Here is a 15,744-nt window from a genome sequence, read left to right as displayed (position 1 = left end):
GGGAGGGCGCGTGGCCCGGCCCGCGGCGGGTCAGCGGACGGGGGGCTTGCCGGAGTCGATCCGCGCGAGGCCTTCCTTCGCCGGCGGGTAGTTCGGCCGGAGCTGAAGGGCGCGGTTGTAGGCGGCGCGGGCCTTGTTGGGGTCGCCCTGATACTCGAGCGCCAGGCCGCGGTTGGCCCAGGCGTCCGCGTAGTCGCGGTCGATCTGGAGTGCCTGGTTGAAGTCCTGCAGCGCCGCGTCGATGTCGCCGGTGGCGAGGTAGGACACGCCGCGCCCGTTGTAGGGCTCGGGGGCCTGCGGATCGAGGCCGATGGCGATGCCAAAGTCCTCGACAGCGAAGGCGTGCAGGTTCTGGGATTGGTAGATCAGCGCGCGGTTGTGATACGCACGCCCGTCACCCGAGTTCGAGCGGATCGCGGCGTTGAAGTCCTCCAACGCACGGTCCGACTGGTTCTGCAGGCGGTAGATGTTGCCGCGCCCGACGAGCGCAGCGTCGTAGCCGGGATTGATCCGCAGCGCCGTGTTGTAGTCGTTCAGCGCGGCGCTCAGGTTGTCCATGCGGCGGTAGACCAGCGCGCGGTTCGCGTACGCCTGGTAGTACTGCGGATTGATCTCGATCGCCTTGTCGAAATCGGCCAGCGCCTCGCGCAGCTTGTTGGCACGGCCGTAGGCTGTCCCGCGCATGTTGTATGCGCTGGCGTCACCGGGATTGGCCTCCACAACGGCCGTCAGCGAGGCGATGTTGGTCGACGATCCCGATGCCGGGTCGATCAGCCGGCCCGGGGTCGTCATCGCATCGTCGATGACGCAGCCGCCAAGCATGACGGCGACCAGGACCGACGGGATCGTTCGGGACAATTTCCGCGTCATACTACTCCACCACGAACCATGACGACGCGGCTGGAACGAATCAGCTGCGCTTCTTGCCCGGGAGCAGACCTTCGCGCTGTGCACGCTTGCGCGCAAGCTTGCGGGCGCGGCGAACGGCCTCGGCCTTTTCGCGAGCCTTACGCTCGGACGGCTTCTCGTAGTGGTTACGCATCTTCATTTCGCGGAAGATGCCTTCGCGCTGCATCTTCTTCTTCAGCGCCTTGAGCGCCTGGTCGACGTTGTTGTCCCGAACCAAAACCTGCACTTGGCCGTTTTCCTTCTGTTGCACGGTGCATTCCGGCTGCACCGTCATGCCGGGCGCGAGCGCCATTTTCCCAACGCCAATGCGCGCAAGTAGCCAGGCCGCTCCCCCCATGGGAGCCACCACCTAGCTACGAACGCGCGAAGGCAGTCCGATATCAGCCACCGGCGCGAAAGTCCACACCGCGGCTCAGTACGTTGACGTGCCCCATCTTCCGACCGGGACGTGTGTCACGTTTGCCATAAAGGTGGAGCTTCGCACCGGCCGTGTCCAGATGCCTTTGCCAATCGTCCGCGTCGTGGCCGATCAGATTGAGCATCACGGCGTCCGCCGTGCGGGCCGTTGAGCCCAGCGGCCAGCCCGCGATCGCGCGGATATGGTTCTCGAACTGGCTGGTGACGGCGGCGTCCTGCGTCCAGTGGCCGGTATTGTGCACCCGCGGCGCCATCTCGTTGGCGACCAGCGGGTTCGCCGGGTCGCCGGTCACGAACCATTCGATCGCCAGAACGCCGACGTAGCCGAGCGCCTCGGCGACGTCGGCGGTGAGACGCTGCGCCTCGGCCTCCAGCCCCGCGGTGAGCGGACCGGGGACGGTGGACCGGCGCAGGATCCCCTCGCTGTGCTCGTTCGCCGGCGCGGTGTAGGCGGCGGTCCGCCCGTCCGCGCCGCGGGCGAGCACGGTTGAGGTCTCGGCGTCGAACGGCACCAGCGCCTCGACGATGGCCGGCACCTCGCCGATGGAGGCAAAGGCGCGCGCGACGTCGACGCCGGGGACGAGGCGGACCTGCCCCTTGCCGTCGTAGCCCATGCGGCGCGTCTTCAGGATCCCGACGCCGCCGAGATCGGTCAGCGCACCGGCGATCTCCTCGGGCGAGGACACGCCCCGGTGCGGCGCCACGGGCAGGCCGCACTCGGCGAGGAACGCCTTTTCGGTGAGTCGGTCCTGCGCGACCTCGAGCGCGCGCGGGCCGGGACGCACCCTGTCGCCCAGCCCCTCGACCGCGGACACGGGGACGTTCTCGAACTCGTAGGTGACGACGTCGACGGCGGCGGCGAAGCGGGCGAGAGCCTCGGCGTCCTCGTACGGCGCGATCGTGGTGCCGGCGGCGACGGCGGCGGCGGGCGGGTCGGTGTCGGGACAGTAGATGTGGACCGACAGGCCGAGCTCGGCCGCCGCGGTCGCCAGCATGCGCCCGAGCTGGCCGCCACCCAGGATGCCGATGGTCGCGCCGGGAGTGAGGATCACGCTTCGTCCCTGGGCTGTTCGGCGACGGAGGCGGTGCGGGCGGCACGCCAGGCGGTGAGCCGCTCGGCGAGCGCCTCGTCCGTCAGCGCCAGCACGGACGCCGCGAGGAGGGCGGCGTTGACGGCACCGGCGCGGCCGATGGCGAGCGTGCCGACCGGAACGCCGGCCGGCATCTGCACGATGGAGAGAAGGCTGTCCCACCCGGAGAGCGCCTTGCTCTCCACGGGGACGCCGAAGACCGGGAGCGTCGTCATCGCGGCGACCATGCCCGGGAGGTGAGCGGCACCGCCGGCGCCGGCGATGATCACCTTCACGCCGCGGTCCGCCGCGCTCTCGGCGAACTCGTAGAGGCGCCGGGGGGTGCGGTGGGCGGAGACGATGAGGGCGTCGTGCTCGATCCCAAGCTCGCCCAGGGTGACGGCGGCGCCGCGCATGGTCACCCAGTCGGACTGGCTTCCCATGATCACCGCGACCGGTGCGGCTGCGGCGCTCACGCGATGATGTCCGGCAGGATGCGGTCGGACAGGAGGCGGATCTCGTCCTTGAGCTGAAGCTTGCGCTTCTTCAGCCGCTTGATCTGCAGAAGGTCGGTCGATCCCGCATACTCCAGCGCCTCGACGGCGGCGTCGAGGTCGCGATGCTGCTCTTTTAGCATCTCAAGTCGTGCCAAGAGTTCGTTTTGCTCGTCTTCATCCATGGGTGTACGTGCCGCGGGCCAACTCACTGATAGTTCAACCCGCGGAACGCTGTCGAGCGGGTTTTAACCGGCGGGTGCTCCGACGACCGCGACGGTGGGCTTGCCTTCGCCCAGAATCCGCGACGCGGCCCGACGGACATCGTCGAGTGTCACCGCCTCGATGAGCGCATTGCGCCCGTCGATATAGTCGATGCCAAGATCTTCCAGCTGGATGGCGAGAAGTTGGCGGGCGGTGGAGTTGGACGAGCCGAAGCGCAGCGCGTAGGACCCGGTGAGGTAGGCCTTGGCGTCCTCGAGCTCGGCCTCGGTCGGACCCTCATTCGCCATCCGCTGCAGTTGCTGCAGGATGACGTCGACGGTCTCCATCGCCCGGTCGTTGCGCGTCGCCGTCCCGCCGCCGAACACGGCGGTGTGGTCGTAGGGCGCGATGTAGGAATAGACCGAGTAGGCGAGGCCGCGCTTCTCGCGCACTTCCTCGAACAGCCAGGACGAGAACGCCCCGCCGCCCAGGATGTGGTTCATCACGTAGGCCGGGATGAAGTCCGGGTCCTTGCGGGCAATGCCGGGGCCGCCGAAGCGGATCGAGGTCTGCGGCGTCGCGATCTGCTCGTTGGCGGTCTGGCCGGTCGCCGCCTCGACGTCCGGAACCGGCGTCAGCGCGGCGTGGTCGGGGAGGGCGCCGAACGCACGGTCGAGGAGCGGGCCCAGCGTGTCGGCGTCGATGTCGCCCACCACCGAGACCATCAGGTTGTCCTTGCCGAAGGTGCCGCGGGCGGCGACGAGGTCGTCGCGGGTCATCGCGGCGATGCTCTCGGGCGTGCCGTTGGCGGGCCGGCCGTAGGGGTGGTGCGGAAAGGCCGTCTCGGACCAGAGGCGCCCGGCGATGGCGTCCGGGTCGGTCAGCTCGCGGCGGAGGCTGGAGACGATGGCGGCCTGCATGCGGCCCATCGCCTCCTGCTCGAAGCGCGGCTCGTTGAGGGCGAGCGACAGGAGGTCGAAGCCCCGCTCGAGGTTCGCCGAGATCACCTGCATGTCGCCGTAGAAGTGGTCGCGGCTCGGGTCGAAGGAGAGGCGCACGGCACTGTCGCGCAGCGCGGTCTGGAAGGCCACGCTGTCGTAGTCCGCGGCGCCCTCGTCGAGCATCGAGGAGAGGAGGTTGGCACGACCCGGCTTGTCCTCCGGGTCCTGCGCGCTGCCGGCCCCGGCGAAGGCGAAATCGACGGCGACGAGCGGCACCGTGTCGTCCGACACGAGCCACGCCTTGATGCCGCCGGGGCTGGTCACTTGCTGAATGTCGATGGCGCTAGCGCTCCCAATGGTCGCTGTCAGGAAGCCGATCGCCGCGATGGTGCTGGACAGGATACGCATCGGATCGTTCCTTACTGGACGACGGTGGCTTCGGCAGGGGACGGTGCGTCGGCATCGCCCTTCTGCGAGGCGGTCTCAGGCGTCGATTCGAGGAGGCGGCCGGTGACCGACGCCTTGCCGTCGAGGTAGGTCTGCGCCGCCGTCTGCACGTCCTCGGCGGTCACCTTGGAGATCTGCGAGGGCCAGGCCTTGATGTCGTCGACGGTCGAGCCGGTGGTGATCGACGCCCCGAAGATCCGCGCCAGCGAGGACTGGTTGTCCTGTGCAAAGATGACCGATGACAGGAGGTTCGTCTTGGCCCGCCTCAGCTCCTCGTCGGTGACGCCGTTCCGGGCGATGTCGGCGACGGCGGCCTTGGCGCGCGCCTCGATGTCGGCGAGGTCCGAGCCGTCGGTCGGGGTCGCGTAGACGACGAAGCGCGTGTCGTCGACGGCGCTCGACTGATAGTACGAGCCCGCGGACGTCGCGATGCCGCTTTCACGCACGAGGTCGGTGTAGAGCCGGCTCGTGTTGTTGCCGCCCAGTACCTCGGCCAGCACGTCGATGGCTTCGGCCTCGCCGGGCTTGGCGGTGTTGTAGCTCGGCACGATCCAGGAGACCTGGGTCGTCTCCTGCGTCACGCGCGGGTCGCGCAGCTCCACAAGGCGGTCGGCGCGCAGCTTCTCCACCGCCGGGCGATGGCGCAGGAACGGGCCGGCGTCGTCGGCGATCTTGCCGTAGGTGTTCTCGGCGAGGGTGCGGATCTCGTCCTCGGTCACGTCGCCGGCGACGACCAGCACGGCGGCGCCGGGGCGGTAGAACGAGTGGTAGAAGTTGATCGCGTCCTCATGGGTGAGGGCGGCAACCTCGTCGGCCCAGCCGATCACCGGATCGCCGTAGGGGTGGTTGACGTAGAGCGTCGCGTCGACGGCCTCGCCGAGCTCGGCGGAGGGCTGCGTCTCGACGCGCATGCGCCGCTCCTCCAGGACAACCTGGAGCTCGGGCGCGGAGACGTCCTCGGTGAGCTGGAGGCCGCGCATGCGGTCCGCCTCGAACGCCATCATCTCCGGCAGGTGCTCCTTGGCGACCTGCTGGAAGTAGGCGGTGTAGTCGTTGGAGGTGAAGGCGTTCTCGCGGCCGCCGAGGCGGGACACCGTCGTCGAGAAGGTGTTGCCGGGGTGCGCCTCGGTCCCCTTGAACATCAGGTGCTCGAGGTAGTGCGCGATGCCGGACTTGCCGGGGGGCTCGTCGGCCGAGCCGATCCGGTACCAGATCATGTGCGTGACGATCGGTGCGCGGCGGTCGGGGATCACCACGACCTGAAGCCCGTTGTCCAGCGTGAAGGTGGACGCGTCGGGCGCGATCTCGACGTTGCCGAGGTCCACGGGTTCAGCCCTGGCCGGAAGCGACAACAGCGTCGCGGCGGCGAGGGCGGCGACGGTCGTACGAAGCGTCATGCGGGGACACCCTGTCATCTGTCATGACAGGGAGGTAGCCCTCAGCGGCGCGCGACACCACTGAAGATTTCGTAAGGCGCCTCACTGCGGGAGGGTGCGGGCCCCCGGATCGGCTTCCCTGCGCTTGGCGTACAGCCGGTCCTTCAGCCATTCGGAATTGTCGATGTCCTTCTTTTCCGGCAGGGCGGCGGTGTCGGCCGGGGTGCGAAGGTCCGTCGGCGGCTGCACCAGCGAGACGCGCGGCGCGGGGGCACCGTCCTCGGTCAACATGCCGCGATCTTTCTTCGGCGCGTCGATGGTGACCTTGAGCTCCTGACGGGTCAGGCGGCCGCCGATGTAGTTCTTGTGGGCGTTCTCGGAGCCGAAGGTCTTGCGCTTCTCGCCCGTGCCTTCCGGAACCTCGCTCGGCAGGAAGCGGTCGCCGCGGCGGGCGGCGGCCTCGTCCGCCTCGGCGGCGGCGGCCAGCGTCTCCGACCGCTCGCGCAGGATGCGGGCGTCGTGGTCCTCGGGGAAGTTCACCGCCTGCTCGGCGCTCGACGTGTCCTTGGGGGACGGGAGGTCGGAGCTTGCGGGCATCGCGAGGGGTGCCCGCGGCGCGTAGGCGGAGACGTTGCTCTTCGACTGCTGGGTGAGGCCACCCATCGACAGAAGCGCACCGAACGCCGTCGTCTCCTCGACCTTGGCCGTGGGGTCCGGTTCTTCCTCGAAGTAGTTGTAGGCCGTGTTGCAGCCGGACAGGCCGACAGCGAGCGATGCCGCGATGAGGACGGAACGAACCATGGAACTCTCCACATTTTGGTGGATACACCACCAACCCAAAGCCATCGCCAACCCATGGGGCCAAGTCAACCGGTGCCTGTGGGCATCGGCCGATGTGAGGCTTTGCGGCAACACTGGCAGGTGATTGTTAACTACCCGTCAGCGCGGCGAAAGAGGCTTTCGATCAGGAGGAGGGCAACACCCACGACGATCGCGGCATCGGCGACGTTGAAGATGTACCAGGACCACGTTCCCCAGTGGAGGTGCACGTAGTCGACAACGGCGCCGTAGATCACCCGGTCGACGAGGTTGCCGACCGCGCCGCCCAGGATGAGGGCGACGGCGACCTTGGTGAACGCCCGCCCCGCGCGCCAGAGCCACACCCCGAGGGCGATACTGGCGGCCACGGTGAAGGCGACGAGCAGCCAGCGGCCGAGCCCGTCCTGCTGGAGCAGGCCGTAGCTGATGCCGCGGTTCATCACCAGGGTGATGTCGAGCACCGGCAGGACGCGGATCGGCCCGGCGGTGAAGTCGATGCCCAGCACCCAGATCTTCGCCGCCTGGTCGGCGACGAAGACCGCCAGCGCCACGAGGAGCGCAAGGGTGCGCCCCCGCTCCGCCGCCGGGACGGGGGTCGCTGCGGTTTCGTGGGTCACGCGGCGGCGGCGTCGATCTCGGCCATCGCCTCGGCGTCACGCGGGGAGAGGTCCGGGTAGCGCGGGTCCGAGCCCACCTCCGGCAGCACCTTCCACGAGCGGGCGCAGCGGCGGCCCTCGGCGAGGTCCACCTTCACGGAGACGCCCGGCACCTCGGCCAGGGTGAACGCGTCGGCGTCCGGAGCGCCGCCCTCGATCGTGACCGCGCTCGCGATCACGATGTCGGCGAAGTGGACCGCCTCGACCGCGGCGCGAAGCTCCGGATCCTCGACGCGGACCACCGGGTGCGCCTCCAGGGAGGAGCCGATGCGCTTCTCGCGCCGCTCCACCTCGAGCGCGCCCGTGACGACGCGACGCACCTTCTTCACCTTCTCCCAGCGCGCCGCGAGGGCGTCATCGCGCCAGGCCGGATCGGCGCTGAAGTAGGGCTCGAGGTGCACCGAGCCCTCGCGGCCGCGGGAGGCCCAGGACTCCTCCATGGTGAAGGGCAGGATCGGCGCGAGCCAGGTGACGAGCGCGTCGAACAGCTTGCCGACCACCGTCAGCGCCGCGTGGCGGCGGGCGGAGGAGGGCGCGTCGCAGTAGAGCGCGTCCTTGCGGATGTCGAAGTAGAAGGCCGAGAGCTCGACGTTGGCGAACGTCATCAGCGTGTGCGCGACGTGGCTGTAGTCGAAGTTGCGGTAGGCCTCCTTCACCTCGGCGTCGAGGACGGCGAGGCGGTGCAGCATCAGCCGCTCGAGCTCGGGCGCCCCGGAGAGGTCGACCTCGGTGCCGTCGTCATGCGCCAGGGTGCCGAGCATCCAGCGGATGGAGTTGCGCAGCTTGCGGTAGGCGTCGGCGACGCCCTTCATGATCTCGTCGCCGATGCGCTGGTCGTCCGAGTAGTCCTGGGAGGCGACCCAGAGGCGCAGGATGTCGGCGCCGTACTGCTTGATGATGTCCTGCGGGGCGATGGTGTTGCCGAGCGACTTCGACATCTTCCGCCCGTCCTCGGCCATGGTGAAGCCGTGGGTGATGACGGTGTTGTAGGGTGCGCGGCCGCGGGTGCCGCAGGACTCCAGGAGCGAGGAGTGGAACCAGCCGCGGTGCTGGTCGGAGCCTTCCAGGTAGACGTCCGCCGGCCACTTGAGGTCCGGCCGCTTGGCGAGGCAGAAGGCGTGCGTCGAGCCCGAGTCGAACCAGACGTCGAGGATGTCCGTCACCATCTCCCACTCGTCGGGATCGAAGGCGGAGCCGAGGAAGCGCGCCTTGGCGCCGTCGGCGAACCAGGCGTCGGCGCCCTCCGCCTCGAAGGCGTCGGCGATGGACTGGTTGACGCCCGCGTCGTTGAGGAGCTCGCCCGTCTCGACGTTCACGAAGACGGTGATCGGAACGCCCCAGGCGCGCTGGCGCGAGACGACCCAGTCGGGCCGGTGCTCGATCATGCCGCGCAGGCGGTTGCGGCCGGCGGGCGGCACAAAGCGCGTCGTGTCGATGGCCTTCACGGCGCGCTCGCGCAGCGTGCCGCCGGCGTGGGCGTACTCGGTCGCCGGGATCTCCTGGTCCATGGCGATGAACCACTGCGGCGTGTTGCGGAAGATGACCGGCTTCTTGGAGCGCCAGGAGTGCGGGTACTGGTGCTTCAGCCGGCCCCGCGCGATGAGGTTGCCCGACGCGCTCAGCGCGTCGATCACGGCCTGGTTGGCCTTGCCCTTCTCGCCCTTGCCGGTGATGACCGCGATGCCCTCGAAGCCCGGCGCGTCCTTCGTGTAGAGGCCGTCGGCGCCGACCGTGTAGGGGATGCCGGAGGGGATCCCCGCGATGTCGAGGTCGCGCTTGTGCGCCATCCAGACCTCGAAGTCCTCCACGCCATGGCCGGGGGCGGTGTGCACGAAGCCGGTACCCGCGTCGTCGGTGACGTGGTCGCCCGGCAGGATCGGCACGGGGAAGGTGTAGCCGCCGCTCTCGTGACCCGCGAGCGGGTGGGAGGCGCGGTAGCCCGAAAGCTCCTCGCCGGTCACGTCGCGCACGCGCACGAACTCGGTGACGCGGGTGGACTTCATGACCTCGTCGGCGAGCGAGTCGGCGAGGACGAGCCTCGCGCCGGCCTTCAGCCAGTTGCCCTCCGGCGCCTCGGTGACGCGGTAGAGGCCGTAGGCGATGCCCGGACCGTAGGCGACGGCGCGGTTGCCCGGGATCGTCCAGGGCGTGGTGGTCCAGATCACCACCGACGCGCCGGTGAGGTCCTGCCGGTCGGTGCCCATGTGCCCCTCGGCGTGGGTCACGTCCATGGGCATGTCGAGCGACATCATCCCGCCCTGGGCTTCCGCCTCGCCGGCGTAGCAGACGGGGCTCGCCACCTCGGTCGTCCCGCCCGCGCCGACGCGGTGGAGCGGGAAGGCGACGGTGATCGTGTCGGACTGGTAGTCGTGGTACTCGACCTCGGCCTCGGCGAGGGCGGTGCCCTCGACCACCGACCACATCACCGGCTTGGAGCCGCGATAGAGCTGCCCGGTGCTGGCGAAGGTCATGATCTCGCGCGCGATCTGCGCCTCGGCGCCGTAGCTCATGGTGAGGTACGGGTCGTCGAAGTCACCCACCACGCCGAGCCGCTTGAACTCCTCGCGCTGCACGCCGAGCCAGTGGGTCGCGAAGTCCCGGCACTCCTTGCGGAACTCGTTGACCGGGACCTCGTCCTTGTTCTTGCCCTTGGCGCGGTACTGCTCCTCGACCTTCCACTCGATGGGAAGGCCGTGGCAGTCCCAGCCGGGGACGTAGTTGGCGTCGTACCCTGCCATCTGATGCGAGCGGACGACGAAATCCTTGAGGATCTTGTTGAGCGCGGTGCCGATGTGGATGTTGCCGTTCGCATACGGCGGGCCGTCGTGGAGGATGAACTTCTCGCGGCCCGCGCTCACTTCGCGCAGGCGCTTGTAAAGGTCCATCTCCTGCCACCTGGCGAGCCACTCGGGCTCCTTCTTGGGCAGGCCCGCGCGCATGGGAAAGTCCGTCTGCGGCAGGAACAGCGTCTTGGAATAGTCGCGGGACTCGACGGCCGAATCGGACATGGATAGCGCTTTCTCGGGTTGGCGCGGCAGATCCGCGCCACTGGTGGCGGACAGGGGACGCGCCATCGCGCAGTCCCAGGTCGGTGGCAGAACGGGAATTTGCCCGACGCTGTCAAGCCTCGGCCCGCAAGTGTCAAGCCCGCGACACGCCGACACCCGTGCCGAGCTCGCTCCGCCCGGCCCCCGGTACGCGCGGCCGCGGCGCTGGGGATCGCGCAAAGGCGGCCGGATCGTACCCTCGTGGAGCGCGCCGGGCTGCCCGGAGGCGGGCGAACGGCGCCCGGAGAAAAACGCCGTCAGAAAAAGAGCGTGATCTCTGTTCCGATCCCGGCGACGTCCGAGAAGCCGCCGACCGCCAACGGGTCCTCCGGGCCGCAGTCGCCCGTGATGATCTGGTCGCCGGCGGGGAGGGGCGGGCCGTCGGGGCCGCAGTCGTCGCCGGCCGCGGTCGTGGTTTCGGGGGAGGGGCGGGTCTGCAGCTCCTCCTCTTCCTCGGGGTCCCCCTCGAAGAGGCTGCCGTCGGGACCCGGCCCCTCGGCCTCGGCGTACTCGAGCCGGAACTCCTCGGTGTCCTCGATCCCGGGCAGGATGCCGGTCAGGGTCGTGCGTTCGAACGGCATGGCGTCCTCATGTGCTTCCTGTTGCGATGCCCATGAGGTGGACGGACGAGGCCCCGGAGGGTGTGACCCGTGTCACCCGCCCGGTGCGCCGCCCCGGCCGGCGCCCGCCGCGTGACGCAGGGCACGCCCCCGGCGTGATGCGCGCCACATCCGGCGGCGGGCCGGGCGTGTCAGGTGACGCGGAAGACGAAGATGATCGCCGACAGGTCGAGGTCGTTGAGGAGGTAGACGCGGAACGGGCGGGATCGCTCGATCTGGCGCCAGCGGCCGGCGTCGGTCAGCCTCTCGATCGCCGCCTCGAAGCCCTGGTCCCGCCAGGTGTCGGCCCGCACGTTGAAGACGATGTGTCCGCCCGGCGCCGTCACCCGCGCCAGCTCGCCGAGGGCGGAGGGCGGCGCGTGGCCCGGTCCGAAGGCACCGATGCAGGCGGTCGCCGCGAAGGTGCCGTCGGCGAAGGGAAGTGCGGCGATGTCGCCCTCGTGCAGCGCCGCGTAGATGCCGCGCGCCCTTGCCCGGGCGAGCATTGCCGGCGTCAGGTCGACGCCGGTGAGCGGCGCGTAGCCGAGAAGGGCGAGCGCGTCGCCGACGACGCCGGTGCCGCACGCCGCGTCGAGCACCGGGGAGGCGCTCGCCGGGGCGTAGCGGGCGAGGAAGGCCGCCGCGAGATAGGGGATGCGGAACCCCTGGCCGACGGTGTCGGCGTCATAGTCGGCGGCCCATTTCTCGTAGTAGTCCCGCGTCTCCTCAGAAGACGCGGGACCATAGACCGCCTGGAGCGTACCCGGTGGCGGCGTGCGCGCCACTCAGAGGCTCGTGAGCAGGGCTTCTGCGCTGGAGGCGACGGCCTTGCCCGGCGTGTCCTCAATGTTGATGACCTTCACGACGCCGTTGTCGACGATCATGGCGTAGCGCTTGGAGCGGATGCCCATGCCGAAGCCGGAGGCGTCGATGTCGAGGCCGGCGGCGCGGGAGAAGTTGGCCGAGCCGTCGGCGAGGAAGGTGATCTTGCCGTCCGCCTCGGTCGCCTTCGACCAGGCGTTCATCACGAACACGTCGTTCACCGCGACGACGCAGATCTCGTCGACGCCCTTGGCCTTGATCGCGTCGTACTCGGCGAGGAAGCCCGGGAGGTGGTTGTTGTGGCAGGTCGGGGTGAAGGCGCCCGGCACCCCGAAGATGACGACCTTGCGGCCTTTCGTCAGCTCCTCGGTGGTGACGTCCGACGGGCCGTCAGGGGTCATGGTCTTGAAGGTCGCTGCGGGAAGCGTGTCGCCGACGGCGATGGTCATGGTCGTCCTCCGAGGTTTAGTTTGTCGCGCTTTATAGGTTTGCCATGCGGCAAACGACAGCCCCGGCATGAAGCGTGCCTTCACCGGAACGAATGCTGTGTTACCCTCTTGTATGTGCACGGCTCGGGGAGACGGCCCATGGACAGAACGGAAGGATATCTAGAAGGGCAGTGCCTGATCGCCATGCCCCAGATGGGCGACGAGCGGTTCAACCGGGCGGTCGTCTTTCTCTGCGCCCACTCCGAGGAGGGCGCGATGGGCATCGTCGTGAACAAGCCGGCGAAGAATGTGTCCTTCGTGGACCTTCTGACGCAGCTCGGCGTCGTCGAGGAAGAGAACGCGATCCGCCTGCCGGCGGCCGCGCGCAACGTCGCTGTCCACAACGGCGGACCGGTCGAGACCGGCCGCGGATTCGTTCTCCACACTTCCGACTTCATGCTCAAGGAGGCGACGCTCGTCGCCGGCGACAACGTCTGCCTGACGGCGACCGTGGAGATCCTGCGCGCCATCGCCCACGGCTCGGGTCCGAGCCAGGCGCTCCTCGCGCTTGGGTACGCCGGCTGGGCGCCCGGCCAGCTCGAGGCGGAGATCGCCGGCAACGGCTGGCTGCACTGCGCCGCCGACCACGATCTCCTGTTCGACATGGATGTCGCGAGCAAGTACGAACGGGCCGTGAAGAAGCTGGGTTTCGACCCGCAGGTACTGTCCTCGGCCGCCGGTCACGCATAATCCCGACATAATTCCAATGACGGGATTGTGTTGACAGAGCGCCGTCAGACGCGCTTGTGACAGTGGCCTTTGCGGGAGGATTGGTTTCGGGTGCAGTACATCTCCACGAGGGGCGGCGCCGAGCCGCTAGGGTTCTGCGATGCAACGCTGACCGGGCTTGCCCCGGACGGTGGTCTTTTCGTGCCCGATGCCTACCCGACACTGGATCCCGCGACCCTTCAGTCCCTCGCCGGACAGCCGTTCGAGACGATGGCCCACGCCGTCCTCTCCCGCTTCGCCGCCGGTGAGCTGACCGACGACGAGCTGAAGGCCGACATCGACGCCGCGATGGGCACCTTCGCCCACCCCGCACGCACGCCGCTGGTGCAGATCGGCCCCAACCAGTTCATTCTTGAGCTGTTCCACGGCCCGACGCTCGCCTTCAAGGACGTCGCGATGCAGACGCTCGCGCGCCTGATGGACCGCATTTTGTCGCAGCGCGGCCGCCGCGCGACCATCGTGACGGCGACCTCCGGCGACACCGGCGCCGCCGCAGCCGACGCCTTCCGCGGCCGTTCGGCGATCGACCTCTTCATCCTCTATCCGGACGGGCGCGTCTCCGACGTGCAGCGCCGGCAGATGACCACCATCGCCGACGACAACGTCCACACCCTCGCCGTCGCCGGCGACTTCGACGACTGCCAGCGCATCGTCAAGGCTCTGTTCGTCGACCGCGAGTTCAACGAGCGCGTCGCGATGAGCGGCGTGAACTCGATCAACTGGGCCCGCGTCGCGGCGCAGATCACCTACTACCTCTTCGCCGCGCTGACGCTCGGCGCGCCGCACCGCAAGGTCGCCTTCTCGGTGCCGACGGGCAACTTCGGCGACATCCTCGCCGGCTACGTCGCCCACAAGATGGGCCTGCCGGTGGAGCAGCTCATCATCGCCACCAACCAGAACGACATCCTCGACCGCACGCTGAAGACCGGGCGCTACATGCCGGGCCGCGTCTCGCCGTCGACCTCGCCGTCGATGGACATCCAGGTCTCGTCCAACTTCGAGCGGCTGGTGTTCGACCTCTCCGGCCGCAACGCCGCCTCCGTGAAGGAGCGCCTCGCCGACCTTTCCGGCGGCTTCGAGCTGACCGCCCCGGAACTGGCCGAGATGCGCACGCTCTTCTCCTCCGGCCGCTCCGACGACGAGGAGACCCGCAAGGTCATCGGCGAGATCTACGCCGAGACCGGCCTCATCGTGGACACGCACACCGCCGTCGGCCTCAAGGCCGCGCGGGAGGCGAAGGTCCCGGACGGAACCCCGGTGGTGACGCTCTCCACCGCGCACCCGGCGAAGTTCCCGGACGCGGTGGAAGCCGGCTGCGGCCGCCGCCCCGAGCAGCCGGAGCGCCTCGCCGAGGTGATGTCGAGCCCGGAGCGCTCCACCAGGGTCGCCGCCGACGTGAAGGCGGTCGCGGACATCGTGCTGGAGCGGTCGCGCGCGGTGGCGGCATGACCGAGCTGACCCGCCTCCCGTCCGGCCTGACGGTCGTCACCGACTCGATGGCGCACGTCGATTCCGTCGCCGTCGGCGTCTGGGTCGAGACCGGCACGCGCTCCGAGCTCGAGGGCGAGCACGGCATCGCCCACTTCATGGAGCACATGGCCTTCAAGGGCACCGCGAACCGCTCCGCCCGCGCCATCTCCGAGGCGATCGAGACCGTCGGCGGCGAGATCAACGCCGCCACCAGCGTCGAGACCACCGCCTACCACGCCCGGATGCTGACCGAGGACCTTCCCCTCGCGCTCGACATCTTCGCCGACATCCTGACAGAGCCCGCCTTCGACCCGGCGGACGTGGAGCGCGAGCGCCACGTGATCCTGCAGGAGATCGGCGCCGCCGAGGACATCCCCGAGGACCGCGCGTTCGACGCGCTGCCGGAGGCGGCCTTCGTCGGCCAGCCGCTGGGCCGGCGCATCCTCGGCACCCGCGCCTCCGTCGGCGCCGTGTCGCCGGACGCGCTGCGCGCCTTCTTCGAGGCGAACTACACCGCCCCGTCGATGACCGTCGTCGCCGCCGGCAAGGTCTGCCACGACCGCCTCGTCGACAGCATCGCCCGGGCGTTCGAGCGCGTCCCGACCCGCGCCGCGCGCACCGCCCCCGCGGCGACGTACACCGGCGGCGCGATGGCCGAGAGCGACGACGCGTCCGAGTGCCAGCTCATCTTCGGATTCGAGGGGCGCGCCGCGCTCCATGACGACGCCGTCGTCGCGCAGCTCGCCGCGATGGTGCTGGGCGGCGGCCTCTCCTCGCGCCTCTTCCAGGCGCTGCGGGAGGAGCGGGGCCTCGTCTACGACACCTCCGCCTTCCACTGGGCCTTCTCCGATTCGGGCGTCTTCGCCATCCACCTCGCGACCTCGCCGGAGGACGTCGCCGAGGCGCGCACCGTCGTGCTCGACGAGCTGGAGAGCGCCATCGCCACGGTGACGCCGGAGGAGCTGCAGCGGGCCAAGGCGCAGCTGCGCGCCGGCCTGCTGATGAGCCGCGAGAGCTGCAACGCGCGGATGGGCCAGGCCGCCCGCCAGGCGATCGTCTTCGGCCGCCCCGTGTCGAAGGAAGAGCGCATCGCCGAGATCGAGAAGGTCAGCGACACCGACGTGCGCCGCCTTCTGTCGGAGGTCTCCCGCTCGGTCCCGACGGTCGTCACCGTCGGCTCCGCGGACGCGTTCGACGCCGCCACGATCACGGCCCGGTTCGGCGCGGAGGTTCCTGCCGTATGAGTGCGCTGCCGC

The 15,744-nt window shown here is 69.5% G+C and carries 16 protein-coding genes; 3 read left to right on the top strand and 13 right to left on the bottom strand.

Features of this window, described 5'->3' with window-relative positions:
* Positions 1–30 precede the first annotated feature (30 nt).
* From DLJ53_RS23700 to DLJ53_RS23640, 13 genes are all read right to left on the bottom strand, one after another.
* Entirely contained in the window at positions 31–870 is an 840-nt protein-coding gene (locus DLJ53_RS23700) for a tetratricopeptide repeat protein (RefSeq protein ID WP_111349781.1), read from the bottom strand.
* A gap of 40 nt (positions 871–910) precedes the next feature.
* The gene (gene rpsU, locus DLJ53_RS23695; RefSeq protein WP_075219855.1) at positions 911–1,135 is read right to left on the bottom strand and encodes a 30S ribosomal protein S21; all 225 of its coding nucleotides are present in this window, start codon (positions 1,133–1,135) and stop codon (positions 911–913) included.
* 154 nt (positions 1,136–1,289) lie between these two features.
* Positions 1,290–2,378 carry a 5-(carboxyamino)imidazole ribonucleotide synthase gene (locus DLJ53_RS23690; RefSeq protein WP_111349779.1) on the bottom strand — a complete coding sequence of 363 codons (1,089 nt, stop codon included), beginning with the start codon at positions 2,376–2,378 and terminating at the stop codon, positions 1,290–1,292.
* Positions 2,375–2,839, bottom strand: a complete 465-nt coding sequence (purE, locus tag DLJ53_RS23685; protein ID WP_111349967.1) for a 5-(carboxyamino)imidazole ribonucleotide mutase — start codon at positions 2,837–2,839, stop codon at positions 2,375–2,377. The genes DLJ53_RS23690 and purE overlap by 4 nt, the downstream gene beginning before the upstream one ends.
* A gap of 29 nt (positions 2,840–2,868) precedes the next feature.
* The gene (locus tag DLJ53_RS23680; protein WP_404801171.1) at positions 2,869–3,033 is read right to left on the bottom strand and encodes a YdcH family protein; all 165 of its coding nucleotides are present in this window, start codon (positions 3,031–3,033) and stop codon (positions 2,869–2,871) included.
* A gap of 105 nt (positions 3,034–3,138) precedes the next feature.
* On the bottom strand, positions 3,139–4,443 hold the full coding sequence (locus tag DLJ53_RS23675; protein WP_111349775.1) for a M16 family metallopeptidase: 1,305 nt from the start codon (positions 4,441–4,443) through the stop codon (positions 3,139–3,141).
* 11 nt (positions 4,444–4,454) lie between these two features.
* Positions 4,455–5,879 (bottom strand): M16 family metallopeptidase, encoded by a 1,425-nt coding sequence (locus tag DLJ53_RS23670; RefSeq protein ID WP_111349773.1) that lies wholly within the window; start codon positions 5,877–5,879, stop codon positions 4,455–4,457.
* Positions 5,880–5,960: 81 nt separating this feature from the next.
* A complete protein-coding gene (locus tag DLJ53_RS23665) occupies positions 5,961–6,659 on the bottom strand; it encodes a hypothetical protein (protein ID WP_111349771.1) in 699 nt (232 codons plus the stop codon).
* A 131-nt stretch (positions 6,660–6,790) separates the two neighbouring features.
* The gene (gene lspA, locus DLJ53_RS23660; RefSeq protein ID WP_111349769.1) at positions 6,791–7,294 is read right to left on the bottom strand and encodes a signal peptidase II; all 504 of its coding nucleotides are present in this window, start codon (positions 7,292–7,294) and stop codon (positions 6,791–6,793) included.
* The gene (gene ileS / locus DLJ53_RS23655) at positions 7,291–10,341 is read right to left on the bottom strand and encodes an isoleucine--tRNA ligase (RefSeq protein WP_111349767.1); all 3,051 of its coding nucleotides are present in this window, start codon (positions 10,339–10,341) and stop codon (positions 7,291–7,293) included. Before ileS ends, lspA begins: the two co-directional genes overlap by 4 nt.
* Positions 10,342–10,637: 296 nt before the next feature.
* Positions 10,638–10,961 (bottom strand): hypothetical protein, encoded by a 324-nt coding sequence (locus DLJ53_RS23650; RefSeq protein WP_111349765.1) that lies wholly within the window; start codon positions 10,959–10,961, stop codon positions 10,638–10,640.
* A gap of 170 nt (positions 10,962–11,131) precedes the next feature.
* Positions 11,132–11,764 (bottom strand): class I SAM-dependent DNA methyltransferase, encoded by a 633-nt coding sequence (locus DLJ53_RS23645; RefSeq protein ID WP_111349763.1) that lies wholly within the window; start codon positions 11,762–11,764, stop codon positions 11,132–11,134.
* A complete protein-coding gene (locus DLJ53_RS23640) occupies positions 11,765–12,250 on the bottom strand; it encodes a peroxiredoxin (RefSeq protein WP_111349761.1) in 486 nt (161 codons plus the stop codon).
* Positions 12,251–12,388: 138 nt separating this feature from the next.
* On the opposite strand from DLJ53_RS23640, the gene DLJ53_RS23635 reads away from it, so the two are divergent.
* The 3 genes from DLJ53_RS23635 (at position 12,389) to DLJ53_RS23625 (ending at position 15,732) form a co-directional block, all read left to right on the top strand.
* A complete protein-coding gene (locus DLJ53_RS23635) occupies positions 12,389–12,979 on the top strand; it encodes a YqgE/AlgH family protein (protein ID WP_111349759.1) in 591 nt (196 codons plus the stop codon).
* A 90-nt stretch (positions 12,980–13,069) separates the two neighbouring features.
* Complete coding sequence (gene thrC / locus DLJ53_RS23630) at positions 13,070–14,467, top strand: threonine synthase (protein ID WP_111349757.1); 1,398 nt, start codon at positions 13,070–13,072, stop codon at positions 14,465–14,467.
* Positions 14,464–15,732: a M16 family metallopeptidase gene (locus DLJ53_RS23625; RefSeq protein ID WP_111349755.1), complete on the top strand. Its 1,269-nt coding sequence runs from the start codon at positions 14,464–14,466 to the stop codon at positions 15,730–15,732. Before thrC ends, DLJ53_RS23625 begins: the two co-directional genes overlap by 4 nt.
* Positions 15,733–15,744 lie beyond the last annotated feature (12 nt).

Source organism: Acuticoccus sediminis (assembly GCF_003258595.1).
Lineage (GTDB): Bacteria > Pseudomonadota > Alphaproteobacteria > Rhizobiales > Amorphaceae > Acuticoccus > Acuticoccus sediminis.
Note: the sequence above shows the minus strand (reverse complement) of the source record. Positions and strands in the feature narration are given on the sequence as shown.

Bases quoted from the DNA above. Each gene is read 5' to 3' on its own strand.
- purE (WP_111349967.1), bottom strand. From the start codon at position 2,839: ATGGGAAGCCAGTCCGACTGGGTGACCATGCGCGGCGCCGCCGTCACC.
- DLJ53_RS23625 (WP_111349755.1), top strand. From the start codon at position 14,464: ATGACCGAGCTGACCCGCCTCCCGTCCGGCCTGACGGTCGTCACCGAC.
- DLJ53_RS23635 (WP_111349759.1), top strand. From the start codon at position 12,389: ATGGACAGAACGGAAGGATATCTAGAAGGGCAGTGCCTGATCGCCATG.
- DLJ53_RS23650 (WP_111349765.1), bottom strand. From the start codon at position 10,961: ATGCCGTTCGAACGCACGACCCTGACCGGCATCCTGCCCGGGATCGAG.
- DLJ53_RS23680 (WP_404801171.1), bottom strand. From the start codon at position 3,033: ATGCTAAAAGAGCAGCATCGCGACCTCGACGCCGCCGTCGAGGCGCTG.
- DLJ53_RS23675 (WP_111349775.1), bottom strand. From the start codon at position 4,443: ATGCGTATCCTGTCCAGCACCATCGCGGCGATCGGCTTCCTGACAGCG.
- DLJ53_RS23665 (WP_111349771.1), bottom strand. From the start codon at position 6,659: ATGGTTCGTTCCGTCCTCATCGCGGCATCGCTCGCTGTCGGCCTGTCC.
- DLJ53_RS23640 (WP_111349761.1), bottom strand. From the start codon at position 12,250: ATGACCATCGCCGTCGGCGACACGCTTCCCGCAGCGACCTTCAAGACC.
- ileS (WP_111349767.1), bottom strand. From the start codon at position 10,341: ATGTCCGATTCGGCCGTCGAGTCCCGCGACTATTCCAAGACGCTGTTC.
- DLJ53_RS23670 (WP_111349773.1), bottom strand. From the start codon at position 5,879: ATGACGCTTCGTACGACCGTCGCCGCCCTCGCCGCCGCGACGCTGTTG.
- DLJ53_RS23700 (WP_111349781.1), bottom strand. From the start codon at position 870: ATGACGCGGAAATTGTCCCGAACGATCCCGTCGGTCCTGGTCGCCGTC.